Origin of the sequence: Bradyrhizobium sp. BRP23, assembly GCF_020194135.1 — a bacterium.
GTDB classification, from domain to species: Bacteria; Pseudomonadota; Alphaproteobacteria; order Rhizobiales; family Xanthobacteraceae; genus Bradyrhizobium; species Bradyrhizobium yuanmingense.
The window spans coordinates 455,268-469,737 of record NZ_JADYVW010000003.1 but is presented as its reverse complement, the minus strand read 5'-3'; the positions used below and the strand labels follow the sequence as shown (position 1 = coordinate 469,737).

14 protein-coding genes are annotated in these 14,470 nt (G+C 63.9%); 6 read left to right on the top strand and 8 right to left on the bottom strand.

Annotated features, from left to right (window positions below):
- Window positions 1-2: 2 nt before the first annotated feature.
- Window positions 3-689 (top strand): RlmE family RNA methyltransferase, encoded by a 687-nt coding sequence (locus I6F24_RS10390; protein ID WP_225149471.1) that lies wholly within the window; start codon window positions 3-5, stop codon window positions 687-689.
- Window positions 690-837: 148 nt separating this feature from the next.
- Here I6F24_RS10390 and I6F24_RS10385 read toward each other — a convergent pair whose 3' ends face one another.
- The gene (locus I6F24_RS10385) at window positions 838-2,328 is read right to left on the bottom strand and encodes an MDR family MFS transporter (RefSeq protein ID WP_225149472.1); all 1,491 of its coding nucleotides are present in this window, start codon (window positions 2,326-2,328) and stop codon (window positions 838-840) included.
- A gap of 453 nt (window positions 2,329-2,781) precedes the next feature.
- On the opposite strand from I6F24_RS10385, the gene guaB reads away from it, so the two are divergent.
- Window positions 2,782-4,275 carry an IMP dehydrogenase gene (gene guaB, locus I6F24_RS10380; protein WP_036001027.1) on the top strand — a complete coding sequence of 498 codons (1,494 nt, stop codon included), beginning with the start codon at window positions 2,782-2,784 and terminating at the stop codon, window positions 4,273-4,275.
- Window positions 4,276-4,435: 160 nt separating this feature from the next.
- Here guaB and I6F24_RS10375 read toward each other — a convergent pair whose 3' ends face one another.
- The 3 genes from I6F24_RS10375 to I6F24_RS10365 are packed head-to-tail and all read right to left on the bottom strand — an operon-like array spanning window position 4,436 to window position 6,689.
- Window positions 4,436-5,053, bottom strand: a complete 618-nt coding sequence (locus tag I6F24_RS10375; RefSeq protein WP_225149473.1) for a hypothetical protein — start codon at window positions 5,051-5,053, stop codon at window positions 4,436-4,438.
- Window positions 5,054-5,100: 47 nt separating this feature from the next.
- Window positions 5,101-5,922, bottom strand: coding sequence for an alpha/beta hydrolase (locus I6F24_RS10370; protein WP_225149474.1), 822 nt, complete (start codon window positions 5,920-5,922; stop codon window positions 5,101-5,103).
- Window positions 5,919-6,689: an SDR family oxidoreductase gene (locus I6F24_RS10365; protein WP_050995855.1), complete on the bottom strand. Its 771-nt coding sequence runs from the start codon at window positions 6,687-6,689 to the stop codon at window positions 5,919-5,921. The genes I6F24_RS10370 and I6F24_RS10365 overlap by 4 nt, the downstream gene beginning before the upstream one ends.
- 195 nt (window positions 6,690-6,884) lie before the next feature.
- Here I6F24_RS10365 and I6F24_RS10360 point away from each other — a divergent pair, with 195 nt between their 5' ends.
- From I6F24_RS10360 to I6F24_RS10350, 3 genes are all read left to right on the top strand, one after another.
- Window positions 6,885-8,450, top strand: coding sequence for a winged helix-turn-helix domain-containing tetratricopeptide repeat protein (locus tag I6F24_RS10360; RefSeq protein ID WP_225149475.1), 1,566 nt, complete (start codon window positions 6,885-6,887; stop codon window positions 8,448-8,450).
- A gap of 186 nt (window positions 8,451-8,636) precedes the next feature.
- A complete protein-coding gene (locus I6F24_RS10355; protein ID WP_036022559.1) occupies window positions 8,637-9,659 on the top strand; it encodes an NADP-dependent oxidoreductase in 1,023 nt (340 codons plus the stop codon).
- 256 nt (window positions 9,660-9,915) lie between these two features.
- A complete protein-coding gene (locus I6F24_RS10350) occupies window positions 9,916-10,209 on the top strand; it encodes a hypothetical protein (protein WP_036022561.1) in 294 nt (97 codons plus the stop codon).
- A gap of 173 nt (window positions 10,210-10,382) precedes the next feature.
- On the opposite strand, the gene I6F24_RS10345 is transcribed toward I6F24_RS10350, so the two are convergent.
- Window positions 10,383-10,976 (bottom strand): phasin family protein, encoded by a 594-nt coding sequence (locus I6F24_RS10345; protein WP_225149476.1) that lies wholly within the window; start codon window positions 10,974-10,976, stop codon window positions 10,383-10,385.
- A gap of 230 nt (window positions 10,977-11,206) precedes the next feature.
- Here I6F24_RS10345 and I6F24_RS10340 point away from each other — a divergent pair, with 230 nt between their 5' ends.
- Window positions 11,207-12,148, top strand: coding sequence for an alpha/beta hydrolase (locus I6F24_RS10340; RefSeq protein ID WP_036022562.1), 942 nt, complete (start codon window positions 11,207-11,209; stop codon window positions 12,146-12,148).
- 18 nt (window positions 12,149-12,166) lie between these two features.
- Here the strand turns inward: I6F24_RS10340 and I6F24_RS10335 are convergent, their stop codons facing one another.
- The 3 genes from I6F24_RS10335 to I6F24_RS10325 all read right to left on the bottom strand — a co-directional run bounded on the left by I6F24_RS10335 (window position 12,167) and on the right by I6F24_RS10325 (window position 14,426).
- On the bottom strand, window positions 12,167-12,697 hold the full coding sequence (locus tag I6F24_RS10335; RefSeq protein ID WP_050995857.1) for a DUF992 domain-containing protein: 531 nt from the start codon (window positions 12,695-12,697) through the stop codon (window positions 12,167-12,169).
- Between the two features lie 202 nt (window positions 12,698-12,899).
- Window positions 12,900-13,742: a metallophosphoesterase gene (locus tag I6F24_RS10330; protein WP_036022565.1), complete on the bottom strand. Its 843-nt coding sequence runs from the start codon at window positions 13,740-13,742 to the stop codon at window positions 12,900-12,902.
- Window positions 13,743-13,811: 69 nt separating this feature from the next.
- Entirely contained in the window at window positions 13,812-14,426 is a 615-nt protein-coding gene (locus I6F24_RS10325) for a hypothetical protein (RefSeq protein WP_036022568.1), read from the bottom strand.
- Between the last annotated feature and the right edge of the window lie 44 nt (window positions 14,427-14,470).

Here is a 14,470-nt window from a genome sequence, read left to right as displayed (position 1 = left end):
GTATGGCCAAGGACACTACCGGCCGCTTGCACGTCCAGGTCAAGACCGGCGGCAAGCGCAAATTGTCGTCGAAGCTGTGGCTGGAGCGGCAGCTCAACGATCCCTATGTCGCCAAGGCCAAGGCGGCGGGCTATCGCTCGCGCGCCGCGTTCAAGCTCTTGGAGATCGACGACAAGTTCCGGCTTCTGAAGCCCGGCATCGCCGTGGTCGATCTCGGCGCGGCGCCCGGCGGCTGGAGCCAGATTGCCGCCAAGCGCGTCGGATCATTGGAAGGCAAGGGCAAGGTCGTCGCGATCGATCTGTTGGAGATGCCGGAGATTCCCGGGGTCGATTTCGCGCAGCTCGACTTCATGGACAACGACGCGCCCGAGAAGCTCACCGCGATGCTGGGCGGCAAGGCCGACGTCGTGATGTCCGACATGGCGGCCAACACCACCGGCCACCGCAAGACCGACCAGCTCCGCATCGTCGGCCTCGTCGAGACCGCGGCGGCCTTTGCCTGCGACGTGCTCAAACCCGGCGGCACGTTCCTGGCGAAAACGTTCCAGAGCGGCGCTGATGCCGAGCTGCTGGCCCAGCTCAAGCGCGACTTTGCAACGGTGCGTCACGTCAAGCCGGCGGCGAGCCGTCAGGATTCGTCCGAACGCTATGTGCTGGCGACGGGATTTCGCGGCGGGGGAGCGGCGTAGCCTCGCACTCCGTCATTCCGGGGCGCCTCGAAGAGGCGAGCCCGGAATCCATGTCTCGACGCGTTCCGCGGTGCGATGGATTCTCAGATGCGCAATTGCGCATCATAGTTCGATGCTGCGCATCGCCCCGGAATGACCGAGGAGGTATTCACCCCAGCCGCTGATCCCGCACGTCCTGCGTATCCTCGGACGCCGCCTTGACCGCGGCCTTCTCTGCGCCCTTGCCGGCGCCCTTGCGGCTCGCGATCTCCACCGCCTTGCGCCCCGAAATCTCGTGGCCTGCGTCCGCGGGCATCTGCCAAAAGAACCAGCTCGAAGCCGCCGAGGTCAGCGCGACCACGACGAAGGCCGGCGCGAACACCGTGGCGTTGAGCTCGCTGACGTGGCTGAACCACATCGTCGTCTCGACACAGGCCGCGCCGACGGCGACGCCGGCCGAGATCGCGAGCTGCTGGTTGACGCTGACGAGGGTTGTGGCGCGGCTCATCTGCGCGGTCTCGACGTCGGCATAGGCGACCGTGTTGATCGCAGTGAACTGCAGCGAGCGGAAGAAGCCGCCGACCACCAGGATCACCATGATGATGAGCAGCGGCGTCGTCACCGTGAACAGCGCGCAGACGCCGAGGAAGAACGCGCTGATGATCGCGTTCACCGTCATCAAATTGCGGAAGCCGAACGTGCGGATGATCCGCGCAGCCAGCGTCTTCATACCCATGGCCCCGAGCGAGGAGGCGAAGGTGACGAGGCCGGAATGGAACGGCGACAGGCCGAAGCCGATCTGCATCAGGAGCGGCAGCAGGAACGGTAGTGCGCCGATGCCGAGCCGGAACAGGAAGCCGCCGAACACGGCGGCGCGCAGCGTCGGCAGCTTCAGGAGCGAGAAGTCCAGCACCGGCGATCCGGTCCGCCGCGCATGGATGACGTAGAGCGTCATCGAGATCGCACCGCCCACGATCAACGCGGCGACGGTGCTCCACGGCAACAGGTTGAGGCCGGCGACGGAAAGGCCGAAGGCGATGCCTGCGAGCCCCAGCCCAGAGAGCACCATGCCGTAGAGATCGAACGGCTCGCGTTCCTCGCTCTTGATCGGGTCGATGTACTTCAGCGCCATGAAGATCCCGAGCAGCCCGATCGGGATGTTGATCAGGAAGATCCAGTGCCAGGACGCATAGGTCGTGATGAAGCCGCCGAGCGGCGGGCCGATCACCGGGCCGATCAGGGCAGGGACGGTGACCCAGGCCATGGCGTTGACCAGCGCGCTCTTGTCGACAGAGCGCAGCAGCACGAGGCGTCCCACCGGCGTCATCATCGCCCCGCCCATTCCCTGCAGGATCCGCGCGAACACGAAATCGGTGATCGAGGTCGAGAGCGCGCAGCCGACCGAGCCGACCATGAACACCCCGACGGCGATCGCGAACACCATCCGCGCGCCGAACCGGTCGGCGGTCCAGCCGCTCGCCGGAATGAACACCGCGAGCGACAGCAGATAGGAGGTGATCGCGAGCTTCAGCGTCAGCGGGCTGGTGCCGATGTCGGCCGCGATCGCCGGCAGCGAGGTGGCGATCACGGTCGAATCCATGTTCTCCATAAAGAGAGCCGTGGCCACGATCAGCGGAATGACGCGTTGCTTGTCGACCATGAGGGCAATGAAATCGGAAGGAGGAGTGGAGTTGCGGCTTATCACCGCCGTCCGCCGCCGACCATTGCGGATCCATGCATGGTACCTAAATCCCGCGTAACAACGGTGTGACCGTCTTTCGTCATTCCGGGGCGCGCCCACTTGGCGCGAACGCGGAATCCATCGGACTGCAGCATCCGCTGCGCGATGGATTCCGGGCTCGCGACTTCGTCGCGCCCCGGAATGACCGGTGGAGGGACGGCGTACCGAGCCCAACCCCGCTGAATCGGCCAAAAAACCCCTGTGCATGGCTGGCCAGCGGCCCGAATTGCTTTGATTCGTCACGCGGCCGTGCTATCGACCCGCGTCAACCCCACCGATGGGCTCCGATTCTCAAGGCGTTGCCGCAAGGGACGCCGAGGGCGGCGCTCATCCATTAGCATTTGCGGCAGGGCCGCAGGAAGGAGTTGGCAGATGGCCACGGTGCAACTTCAGGGCATCCGCGAAGCCTTTACGTTCGACGACGTGCTGTTGAAGCCTGGCCTGTCCGACGTCATGCCGGGCGAGGTCGACATTCGCTCCCGCGTCACCCGCGCCATCCCGCTCAACATCCCGATCATGGCCTCGGCCATGGACACCGTCACCGAGGCCCGCATGGCGATCGCCATGGCGCAGGCCGGCGGCCTCGGCGTCATCCACCGCAATTTCGATCCCGAAGGGCAGGCCGCCCAGGTGCGGCAGGTCAAGCGCTACGAGTCCGGCATGGTGGTGAACCCGCTCACCATCAGCCCCGACGCCACGCTCGACGACGCGCTCAAGCTGATGAGCGACCACGGCATCTCCGGCATTCCGGTCGTCACCGGCGCCGGCAAGAACACGCCCGGCAAGCTGGTCGGCATCCTCACCAACCGCGACGTGCGCTTTGCCACCGACCGCCGGCAAAAAGTCTCCGAGCTGATGACCCGTGAGGGGCTCGTCACGGTCCGTGAGAATGTCAACCAGGACGAGGCGCGGCGGATGCTGCACCAGCACCGCATCGAGAAGCTGCTGGTGGTCGACGATCAATATCGCTGCGTCGGGCTCATCACCGTGAAGGACATGGAGAAAGCGGTTGCCCATCCGCTCGCCTGCAAGGACGGGCAGGGGCGTCTTCGCGTCGCTGCCGCCACCACGGTCGGCGATACCGGATTCGAGCGCACCGAGCGGCTGATCGATGCCGGCGTCGACCTTGTCGTCGTCGACACCGCGCACGGCCATTCCCGTCACGTGCTGCAGGCGGTGAACCGCATCAAGCGCCTGTCCAATTCGGTGCAGGTGGTCGCCGGCAACGTTGCCACCACGGAAGGCGCGCAGGCGCTGATCGATGCGGGCGCGGATTGCATCAAGGTCGGCATCGGCCCGGGCTCGATCTGCACCACGCGCATCGTCGCCGGCGTCGGCGTGCCCCAGCTCACCGCGATCATGGATGCGGTCGAAGCGGCGAAGAAGGCCGACATCCCCGTCATCGCCGACGGTGGCATCAAATATTCCGGCGACCTTGCGAAAGCGCTCGCGGCCGGCGCCGACATTGCCATGGTCGGTTCGCTGCTCGCCGGCACCGACGAGACGCCCGGCGAAGTGTTTTTGTGGCAGGGCCGTTCCTACAAGGCCTATCGCGGCATGGGCTCGGTCGGCGCGATGGCGCGGGGATCGGCCGACCGTTACTTCCAGCAGGACATCAAGGACACGCTCAAGCTCGTGCCTGAGGGCATCGAGGGCCAGGTGCCCTACAAGGGCCCGGTCGGCAACGTCATGCACCAGCTCGCCGGCGGCTTGCGCGCCGCGATGGGCTATGTCGGCGCACGCGACATGAAGGAGCTGCACGACAAGGCCCAGTTCGTCCGCATCACCGGTGCGGGCTTGCGCGAAAGCCACGTCCACGACGTCACCATCACGCGCGAGAGCCCGAATTATCCGGGCGGGGGTTAGGCGCTTCGGTCGCGCGCGCGTTTTGCGCGCGATAAGATACTGCCGTGCTTGGTTCGACCGGAGCGGCCCGCGACCGGATTTCGGATAAGCTCGTCGTCGCGGTCGCTCAGGTAAGGTTGAGATGCAATCCTACTCGGCGAATGGCGCTGCATCCACCAGATCAACCACCGAAGGCGCGCTGTATCCTTCGACAAAGCGTTCGCCGAAATCCCGGATGAAATTGTCGTAGCTTGTTTCCGGCCTGGTGCTTGCAATATGGCAGAAGCAGCGGCGGAATTGCCGCTTGATCTGCATTCGCGGGAATTCGGCGACGATCCGCGACACTTCGGCGGCGGGGATGATGTCGTATTGCAGCCCGATGACGTCGAAGCAGATGCCGGCCGTGGCGAGTGCAGCCTCGCTCTCTTTGTAGAGAGCGATCGACGGGGGTCGAGTTCAGCGCGACGCTGTCCCAGATCAGCTGGGCGCGGCGCCGGTCGAAGCCGCGCTCGGCGGCAAAGTGCCGCGCCAGGTCCGCGCCTTCGACCTCGAAGCGGCGAGGTCCGGCGAAGCTTTCATTCAGCGTGATGTCGTGCAGCAGGGTGCCGACCGCGAGCACCTCCTCATCGTGCACCACGTTCTGCAATTGTCCGAGCCTTGCCGCGAACAGCCACGAGCGGACGACGTGGTTGAACAGATACGGGGCGCAGTGCTGCCGCGCATGTTCGATTGCGGCATCGACTATGGGAGTGTCGGGAACGACGACGCCCGCGAGGGTGCGGTGGGCAGGTTTGTCCATGCTGCTGTCTTTCTCGTTGAGATCTGCAATTCAGGTGAACGAGATCGCTAGCTCCGGATGAATTTCAGCAGCTCGGCGTTGATCTGATCCTGATGGGTGGCCGTCAGGCCGTGCGGGGCCCCCGGGTAGTAGACGTCTTTGGCGCCCTTGATGAGCTTCGCCGATTTGCGCGCGGAGTCCTTGACCGGCACGATCTGGTCGTCCTCGCCGTGCAGGACCAGGGTCGGCACATCGAACTTCTTCAGATCCTCGGTGAAATCAGTTTCCGAAAAGGCTTTGACACTCTCATAGGCATTCTTGGCGCCTGCCTGCATGCTCCACAGCCAAAACTGGTCGAGCGTGCCCTGCGAGACTTTTGCACCAGGCCGGTTTGCGCCGTAGAAGGCAATCGCCAGATCCTTGTAGTATTGCGACCGGTCGCCGGCGACGCCTGCACGAATGGCGTCGAACACCTCGATCGGAAGTCCCTCCGGGTTGGCTTCGGTCTTCAGCATGATCGGCGGCACCGCCGCGATCAGTACCGCCTTGGCGACGCGACCGGTACCATGGCGGCCGATATAGCGTGCGACCTCGCCACCGCCGGTGGAATGGCCGATCAGCGTGGCGTCGCGTAAATCAAGCGCTTCGATCACCGCGGCGAGATCGTCCGCATAGCCGTTCATGTCGTTGTGCTCCGAGGCCTGGCTGGAGCGACCATGACCGCGCCGGTCGTGCGCGACGACGCGAAAGCCGTGCTGGGCAAGGAACAGCATCTGGCCGTCCCAGGCGTCTGCATTCAGCGGCCAGCCGTGCGAGAAGGTCACGACGGGGCCTTGGCCCCAGTCCTTGTAATAGATCTCGGTGCCGTCCCTGGTGGTGATCGTGCTCATCGTTTTGCGTCCTTTGGGGTGAGGAGAGGGTTGTGGAGCCAGTCGGCGAGCCGGGTCCGCCCGAGCTGTGGCTCGTCGCCCGGCGTCAGCGACTGATCGTTCAGGGGCAGGCCGAAATAGTCCGCCCGGATATCGGGGATCACTCGGCGTGTGTCGCCCCTGGCGGCCAGAACCTGCTGTGCAAACTCATCGAGGCCACGCCTTTCGGGACCAGCGATCTCGATTATGCGGTTGCGAGGCGGACCAAGCGCCAATTCGGTCAGTGTGGCCGCGACGTCGTCGGCAGCGACGGGCTGGAGATGCGCAGGCGACAGCCGGATCACGTCGCCCTCGGCGCCGCCTGCGATGATCGCGTCGATGAATTCGAAGAACTGGGTCGCGCGCAGGATGGTGTATGGAAGGCTTGATGCTTGGATGAGCTCCTCTTGCACAAGCTTTGCGCGAAAATAGCCGCTCGTCTGCAGTCGGTCGGTACCCACCACCGACAGCGCGAGATGATGCTTCACCTCGGCGGCGGTTTCGGCCGCCAACAGGTTGCGGCCCGAGGTCCGGAAAAAATCCATCGCGGTCTTGTCGTCGAAGGCGGGCGAATTCGAGACGTCGATTACGACTTGTGCACCGTCGACTGCTTCGGCGAGGCCCTCGCGGGTCAATGTGTTGACGCCGGAGGAGGGCGAGGCCGCGACCACCTCGTGGCCTTTGGCCTGAAGCCTGCGCACCACATTGCTTCCGATCAGGCCGCTGCCGCCGATCACCACGATCTTCATTGTGCCCTCGCGTCTCATTCGCTCCAGAGGCGGCAGGATGCGCCGGAATCCGGCCCAAGACCTTGGTATGGACGTGCAGCGCCCTTGGTTTTCGCTTGAAATCTGCCTGCAGTTTCGTCCAAACAGGGCGCAGCAGCATCGGCTGTCGTGCGCCGAGAGCGGGATGCCGCTCGGGTTTCAATCAGGGTCTCTGTGGTGCGGTTCACCTTCGAAGCCTATGTCCTCGATGAGGACCGGCGGGAGCTGCGGCGGTACTCCGGGGCGGTCAGCCTCACGCCGCAGGCTTTCGATCTGCTGCTGTATCTGGTGCGCAACCGCGACCACGTCGTCAGCAAGAATGATCTGTTCGACACGGTCTGGGGCGGGCGGATCGTCTCGGAATCGACGCTGGCCAGCCACATCAACGCTGTGCGCAAGGCGCTGGAAGACAGTGGAGAGGGGCAGCGGCTGATTCGAACCGTTCCGCGCAAGGGGTTCCGCTTTGTCGGCGAGGTGCACGTAGCGGCCGATCAGCGTATCGCGATCGTGCCGTCGGCGGAGAAGCCGGTTGCCGCGCTCGACCTGCCCGACCGGCCCTCGATCGCTGTGCTGCCGTTTCTGAACCTGAGCGGGGACGCCGCTCAGGACTACTTCGCCGACGGCGTCGTCGAAGACATCATCTTCGGTCTGTCGCGAATCCGTTGGCTGTTCGTGATCGCCCGCAATTCCAGCTTCACCTACAAGGGCCGCGCGGTCGATGTGAAGCAAATTGGCCGCGAACTGGGCGTACGCTACGTGCTGGAAGGCAGCGTGCGCCGCTCCGCTGGCCGCGTGCGCATCACCGGACAATTGATCGACGCCTCTACCGGCGCTCATCTGTGGGCTGAGCGGTTCGAGAGCGCGATGGACGACATCTTCGAACTGCAGGACCAGATCACCGCCAGCGTCGTCGGCGCGATTGCGCCGCAGCTCGAACTCGCCGAAATCGAACGCGCCAAGCGCAAACCGACCGAAAGCCTCGATGCCTACGACTATTATCTCCGCGGGCTGGCGCAATTCCACACCGCGACCCGCGACGGAATCGATGCGGCGTTGCCACTGTTCTACGGGGCGATCGATCGCGATCCGGACTTTGCTGCGGCTTATGGCATGGCGGCGTGGTGCTTCTACTGGCGCAAGATGAATCGCTGGCTCGCAGACCGCGCCGCCGATGGCGCCGAGGCGGCGCGGTTGTGCCAGCGCGCGGTGACGCTGAACAAGAACGACGCAGTTGCATTGTGCCGTGGCGGCCACGCATGGCCCCATTTCGGCGGCGATCTGGACACCTGCGTCGCCCATGTAGACCGCGCGCTGGTGCTCAATCCGAATTCGTCGACGATCTGGTATCTCGGCGGGTATCAACGAATCTCGATGGGCGAACACGACAGCGCGATCGACTATTTCAGTCGCGCCATGCGGCTCAGCCCGCTCGACCCCGAGATATTTCAGATGCAGACCGGGATCGCGATGGGACATCTGTATTGCCGCCGCTTCGACGAGGCGGTGGCGTCACTGCAGCGGGCGTCGCGGCAGATGCCGAACGTCCTGCGGGTGGCCGCCTTCATGGCGGCGAGCCATGCGCTGGCCGGGCGGATGGACGACGCCCGAGAAGCGATGGCCCACGTTCGCAGGCTGGATCCGACTTTACGGGTCGGCGTTTTGGACGATTGGCTGCTTGTCCGCCGCCCGCAGGATTTCGCGCTCGCCTCGGAGGGCATGCGGATGGCCGGGCTACCCGAATGAAGGACGCCGTGTCGGCACAAGTGCTGGAAACGGCGACAACAGATCTGAACAGGCTTGATCGGCGATAGGCCTTGAATCGACGCCGACGCGCCCTCGGCTCCGAGGGGCCAACCGCTCACCGCTTTTGTGTTGACGCGCCTCGCTGCCTCCGCTTCCGTCCGTATCGAAAGACAAAAGGAGGAAGCCATGGCCCAAGCCAAACGCATCGTTCTCGCCGCGCGTCCCGTCGGCGAACCCAAGCCGTCTGATTTCCGTTTGGAGGAATTCGCCGTTCCGACGCCAGGGCAGGGCGAAGTCCTGCTGCGCACGATCTGGCTGTCGCTCGATCCCTATATGCGCGGGCGCATGAGCGAGGGGCCGTCCTACGCAGCTCCGGTGCCGGTCGGCGGCGTGATGGAGGGCGAGGCGGTCAGCGAGGTCGCGGCGTCCAACAATCCCGATTTCGCGGTCGGCGACATCGTGCGCATCCGCTCGGGCTGGCAGACTCATGCGATCTCGAACGGCAAGGGCCTGATCAAGGTCGATCCCAAGCTCGGGCCGATCTCGACCTCGATCGGTGTGCTCGGCATGCCCGGCATGACCGCCTATACGGGCCTGCTCGACATCGGCAAGCCGCAACAGGGCGAGACCGTCGTCGTTGCCGGTGCGTCCGGCGCGGTCGGCTCGGCGGTGGGGCAGATTGCCAAGATCAAGGGCGCCCGCGCGGTCGGCATCGCCGGCGGCAAGGACAAGTGCGACTACGTCGTGAAGGAGCTCGGTTTCGATGCCTGCATCGATCACCGCGATCCCGATCTCGCCGCCAAGCTGAAGGAAGCCTGCCCAAAGGGCATCGACGTCTATTTCGAGAATGTCGGCGGTGCGGTGTTCGAGGCGGTGTTCCCGCTGCTCAACCCGTTTGCGCGCGTGCCGGTGTGCGGCCTGATCGCCCATTACAACGACACCGAGGCCAAGCCGCCGAAATGGGCCGCCAGCCTGATGCGCGCCACGCTGACCAAGCGGCTGACCTTCCGCGGCTTCATCGTCTCCGACTTCGCCGCCCGCCACGGCGACTTCCTGCGCGACATGTCCGGCTGGGTTCGCGACGGCAAGGTAAAGTACAAGGAGTTCGTCACCGAGGGCCTGGAAAGCGCCCCCGGCGCCTTCATAGGCCTGCTGAAGGGGGCCAATTTCGGCAAGCAGCTGGTCCGGGTCGGGCCGGACAAGGCCTAGGCATGATCCGGAAAAGTGCGAAGCGGTTTTCCGGAAGATCATGCCAAAACAACAACCTAAAGCGCGAGCGCATTCATCGCGCTTTAGGCGACAGGGACTGGGCCTTACGTGGCCCCGCGGGCACACGCCGCGTGGGGATAGTTAACAAAGAGTCACCAAATGGTCACACCTGTCCGCAAAAGCCGCAGGTGTGACCGCCGGTTCATTGACGGCCGCACGAAGGCATTGAATCATCGCGCATATTTTAGGTGCTGCGATGTTAGAGATTGGTATTTTCTGCGTCATCCTCCTGGCCGTCGGCTATTGGGCGACCATGTTCATCATGGGCCGTCGCGACGACGTCATCCATGGCAAGTTCGTTCACGCCGAGGACGAGGGCGAATTCGCCCCGGCCGCAATGCCTGCGCCTCCGCCATTCCCGAAGCGTCCCGTGAAAGCTGCGCAGCGCCACGCTGCTCAGCCAGCCGGCACCGAGGCCAAGCCGGTGAACAGCGCTGCGCTGCAATCGCTGCTCGCCGCGATCCAGCAGGATCTCAAAAGCGTGGCTTGAGTCTTTCGCGAGGCCGCAACACAAGAGCGGCTGAGGTTCAGCCGCACATGTGCGCCATGGCTGTGACAGTGCGCTACAGCATGATTCGGAAAAGTGGGTGGCGGTTTTCCGAAAAGCTCATGCTCAAACAGTAACCCAAAGGGCGATGACGATTCTCTTAATCGCGTCGCGCTTTAGGCGGCGTGCCGCATGCGTTCGATACTCTGAGTAATATGGTTTCCTGCATCGTCAGCCACCTTCAAAGACATGTCCGCCATCCGGCGGCTGGTATCGAGGGCGCTTCTGATCGAATCGCGCATCAGATCGGTCTGCACAGCCGCCAAATCCTGCGGAGTTCGGCAGCGCCAGAGTTCATTCATACGGTCCATGGTCCTCTCGATCTGCTGTCGAACGAAATCGAAGTACTCGCGTGAGACGCCGTTCATTCCTTTGACGACCGCGGTTGTAGAGTACATGATTGCTTCAGCGTTGCGGACCGATCGTTCTGTTGCCTGCTCCGTTTCATTGCCCGTCACACCGAACGTGCGACCAAGCTGATCAGCAGACCGGCCCAACATCACAGTGGCCATGTCGACGCCGAAGCGCCAACTGTTTTGCAACATCTCGGCATTCTGTTGCAGCAGGTGACTGCTGGCTTGGGCCACCTCCTCGCTGGCCTCAGCGGTAGCTAAGCCGATCCGTCTGGTTTGCTCAGCGGTCCTTTCGGCGGCGCGGCGCATTGTGTCCTCAGGGCTTTGCGTAGACTCCTCCTGGCGTGGATTAGCCATCTGTTGCTCCTTGGTTATTGTTGGTGACGTCGGATCCTCTCCGTCACAGGTGCGATCCTTAGCGGCCAACGTGGGCATTTCTCGACCGTTCCGGGGCACGTGATTTTTAATCAATCCTCCGCGATCGCGCGCAGGAACGAGCGCCTCAACTTCCAATTACTCCATGGATTGGTTCACTTGCTTGGCACCGCGGGTCTCATGTTCATACCCTCGATCATCAAGGGTCAGTAATGACCACCGCTGAAACCGTGTTGCTCATCGCTGCCTTGTTATTGGCGCTTCTCGTCGTCGGTAACATCGGCTTCTCCAAACTGGCCGAGTGGAGGAATCCACCAATCGGCAAGTTCCTCGAATGCGACGGCGTAGTGCTCCACTATGTCGATCGAGGGGATCCGGCCGCTCCTTGCGTCGTGCTGCTCCATGGCAACGGATCCATGATCCAGGACTTCACGATCAGCGGTCTGGTCGATCTTCTTGCCCGCACCAATCGCGTGGTGTGCTTCGATCGCCCAGGCTTTGGCTATAGTCAGCGGCCGCGGCTCCGAATATGGACCGCGGCAGCTCAAGCCGCTCTGCTGGCGAAGGCGCTCAATCAACTTGGAATCCGCAATCCGGTTGTGCTCGGCCATTCTTGGGGCGCCTTGGTCGCTATCGCTCTCGCCGTGCGAAAGGATTATCCGACCCAGGGTCTTGTGCTTGCGTCAGGGTACTATTTCCCGACCGGCCGATTGGACGTGTGGCTGATGTCAGGTCCAGCCATACCGGTCCTGGGCGACCTGGTCAGTTACACTGTCGCGCCGATCGTTTCGTGGGCCGTCCTGCCAGGAGCTCTCCGCAAGATCTTTGCGCCCCGTTCTGTCCCGCAGACGTTCAGGAATGAATTTCCAGCGTCTTTGGTGCTCAGGCCCACACAGTTGAGGGCGGCTGCGGAGGAAAGTGCACTCCTCATTCCAACTGCAACACAATTCCAAGCTTATTATCCAGCCATCGGCGAGCGAGTGCAGATATTCCACGGAACAGAGGACCAAGTGATCGAATTCAGACAAGCGCAGGATTTACATCAAGCACTGCCTCGGTCCGATCTTCACCTTGTTCCAAATGCCGGGCATATGGTCACGTACGCAGACCCCGCCGCCATCGTGGAGGTCGTCAACTCAATGACGAACTCCTGAGATCGGCAGCGACGGCCGTCACTGCGCCTTGCCGCGTGCAGGCGCTGCAACCGGCCGCAATTCCATTCTTGATATGCCTGCTGCGACGTTCACACCTGTCTGCGCCTGGACGGACACCGGCTGCAAGGCGATCGTACGATCCGAGCCGCCCACCAGGAGGTTGGCACCAACTCCGGCGCCGACAGTGCCGCCGGCGGTCGCGCCCGCATAAGTTCCGGCCAAGGCTGCCCGGCGAACTGTCGTTGGCGCAAACACGGTCCAAACGAGCTGACCGCCGGACGTGGCTCCTATGTCCAGACCAAGCGTGCTGACGGTGCCTTCGTAAGCCTCGCGCGCCCTGCCTCGTGCCGATGCATAGATGCAGCTCAGCTGCCGTTGTCCCGCAACAATCATGCCGACTCCGGGCGATATGTTGCACGTGAGTGTGCCGACTCTCGAGCGCCCAGCCTCCTGCGCCGTTGCCGGAACCATCGTGAGGACGAGTGCCAAGGCCGCGCAAGCCGTGGCCAAATTGGTCAGCCTCGCTTCATTCAGCGTTGTCCTGGTCATGGGGCCTCCATCGACGTAGTCTGATCGTCCTTCAATGCGCGCGGAGCCAGCGATGTTCCTGTTGGTCGCAAGCCGAAGCTCCAGAACCACTAGACAGGCCTCGCTTACGGGGTCGGGATGTGGAGCACGCGTGTCCGGCTCTGCGCTAGGTGTTGAGTGACAGGCGGACATCAAGCGCGCCTACTGCACGCAGCCGATTTTATCAGTGCCCGTCGCCCATCTGGATGAGCAGCTCCTCGATATCGACATCGACCTGGCCGGCCGCCCTGATGTGGCGGACCTCGAGACTGTCGGCCTGGAAGCGGTATTCGACCAGGCCGACTTCCTTGATCGCGATCCGGTCCTGGCGCTGATCGTTGACGACGAAGCCCGCTGACGGCGCCCAGACGTGGCGGGTGTGGCGGAAGGTGAAGTCGCGGCGCTGGTGCACGTGCCCGCTGGCGATGAGACGCAGGTCGACCTTGCCGAACATCTCGATCAGCCGCGCCCGCGCCGGCTGCGGCACGTAGCGGATCGACGTCTCCGGCGTCTCGGCGTCGTCGGGCAGGTTGAGGAACAGCGGCTTGTGCAGGAACAGCGCGACCGGCCTGCCGTTCACGCGCGAGATTTCCTGAGACAGCCAGTCGAGCTGCTCGGCCTCGAAGGCGAGGTCCGAATTCATCACCAGCGAATTGAGGCCGATGAAGCGCCAGCCCGCGGCGTCAAACACCCAATGATCTTCGCCGATGATGTCGCAGAACTGCTGGCGGTGCGTCTCGCTGACCGGCGGCTTCGGCGCCGGCCCGATCGCGGTCGGATTGTCCCCGATATCGTGATTGCCGGGGAGATAGCGGCAGGTGACCGGCAGGGCGTCGTGCAGGCCTTTCGCGAATTCAAGGTCGTCGCGGCTGGTCGGCCCGTCGAATGAGACGTCGCCGGTGTTGACGACGAGATCGGGTCTGCCGGCGCCGATGTGCTCGCTGATGCGATGGAAGTTGGCGATCAGGCCGGGAAAGCGCCGGCCGAGATGGGTGTCGGAAATCTGCGTGAGACGAAATTCGGGCATGCGATCATCCTACCCGTCGCCGCGCGTCGGAACGATGACGGGCCGGGCATGGATCGCAACGAACAAAGTTTAAAGCACGCGATAGCGGATGCTGTAGCCGTCCTGCGGGGCGACGGCAGCGGCGAGCGGGGAAGCGATGCGGTCGGCGAGGTGCCAGGGGCCGAACTGGCCGGAGCGATGCGGCTCGGCCGGCAGGCGGAGGCGGAACTCGAAGACGCCCTTGCCTGAGAGGTTCACGAACAGAACGCGATCGGCCGTGCGGTGGTTGAGCACCACTGCGCCGCGCAGCACGGCCCGGCCGTCCGAGAGGTCGCGCACGCCGTCCACCAGCGCCAATGTCTGGTTGCGGTCGGTGTGCAGCTCGATCTGGCTGTCGCCCACCGCCGCCAGCATCTCCCGGGGCATGCGGATCTCGAACTCGACGGCAGGCTTGGAGGGGTTGAGACCGAGATAGGCGAGCGCCGCGTGACGCATGTCGTAGGCGGCAAAGGCGAACAGCGCGAGCGCGGCCAAGGTCGCCAGGCCATGCCGGGCGACGTCGCGCCAGGTTCGATAGCTCAGGCGGAAGTAGACCGTCATGGCCAGCGCGACCGCGAGCGCGGCTGCAATCCCGGACAGCGCCGACATCATGATGCCGAGCTGGCCCGTGGCGGCTTCGCTGAACAAGCTGGACAAGGAATTCATGGCTGTCTCGCCTCGGGGCCCAAGGGGCCGAAATCGCTTCAACA

Coding starts and splice junctions, on each gene's coding strand:
- I6F24_RS10390 (WP_225149471.1), top strand. CDS start 3: ATGGCCAAGGACACTACCGGCCGCTTGCACGTCCAGGTCAAGACCGGC.
- I6F24_RS10385 (WP_225149472.1), bottom strand. CDS start 2,328: ATGGTCGACAAGCAACGCGTCATTCCGCTGATCGTGGCCACGGCTCTC.
- guaB (WP_036001027.1), top strand. CDS start 2,782: ATGGCCACGGTGCAACTTCAGGGCATCCGCGAAGCCTTTACGTTCGAC.
- I6F24_RS10375 (WP_225149473.1), bottom strand. CDS start 5,053: ATGGACAAACCTGCCCACCGCACCCTCGCGGGCGTCGTCGTTCCCGAC.
- I6F24_RS10370 (WP_225149474.1), bottom strand. CDS start 5,922: ATGAGCACGATCACCACCAGGGACGGCACCGAGATCTATTACAAGGAC.
- I6F24_RS10365 (WP_050995855.1), bottom strand. CDS start 6,689: ATGAAGATCGTGGTGATCGGCGGCAGCGGCCTGATCGGAAGCAATGTG.
- I6F24_RS10355 (WP_036022559.1), top strand. CDS start 8,637: ATGGCCCAAGCCAAACGCATCGTTCTCGCCGCGCGTCCCGTCGGCGAA.
- I6F24_RS10350 (WP_036022561.1), top strand. CDS start 9,916: ATGTTAGAGATTGGTATTTTCTGCGTCATCCTCCTGGCCGTCGGCTAT.
- I6F24_RS10345 (WP_225149476.1), bottom strand. CDS start 10,976: ATGGCTAATCCACGCCAGGAGGAGTCTACGCAAAGCCCTGAGGACACA.
- I6F24_RS10340 (WP_036022562.1), top strand. CDS start 11,207: ATGACCACCGCTGAAACCGTGTTGCTCATCGCTGCCTTGTTATTGGCG.
- I6F24_RS10335 (WP_050995857.1), bottom strand. CDS start 12,697: ATGACCAGGACAACGCTGAATGAAGCGAGGCTGACCAATTTGGCCACG.
- I6F24_RS10330 (WP_036022565.1), bottom strand. CDS start 13,742: ATGCCCGAATTTCGTCTCACGCAGATTTCCGACACCCATCTCGGCCGG.
- I6F24_RS10325 (WP_036022568.1), bottom strand. CDS start 14,426: ATGAATTCCTTGTCCAGCTTGTTCAGCGAAGCCGCCACGGGCCAGCTC.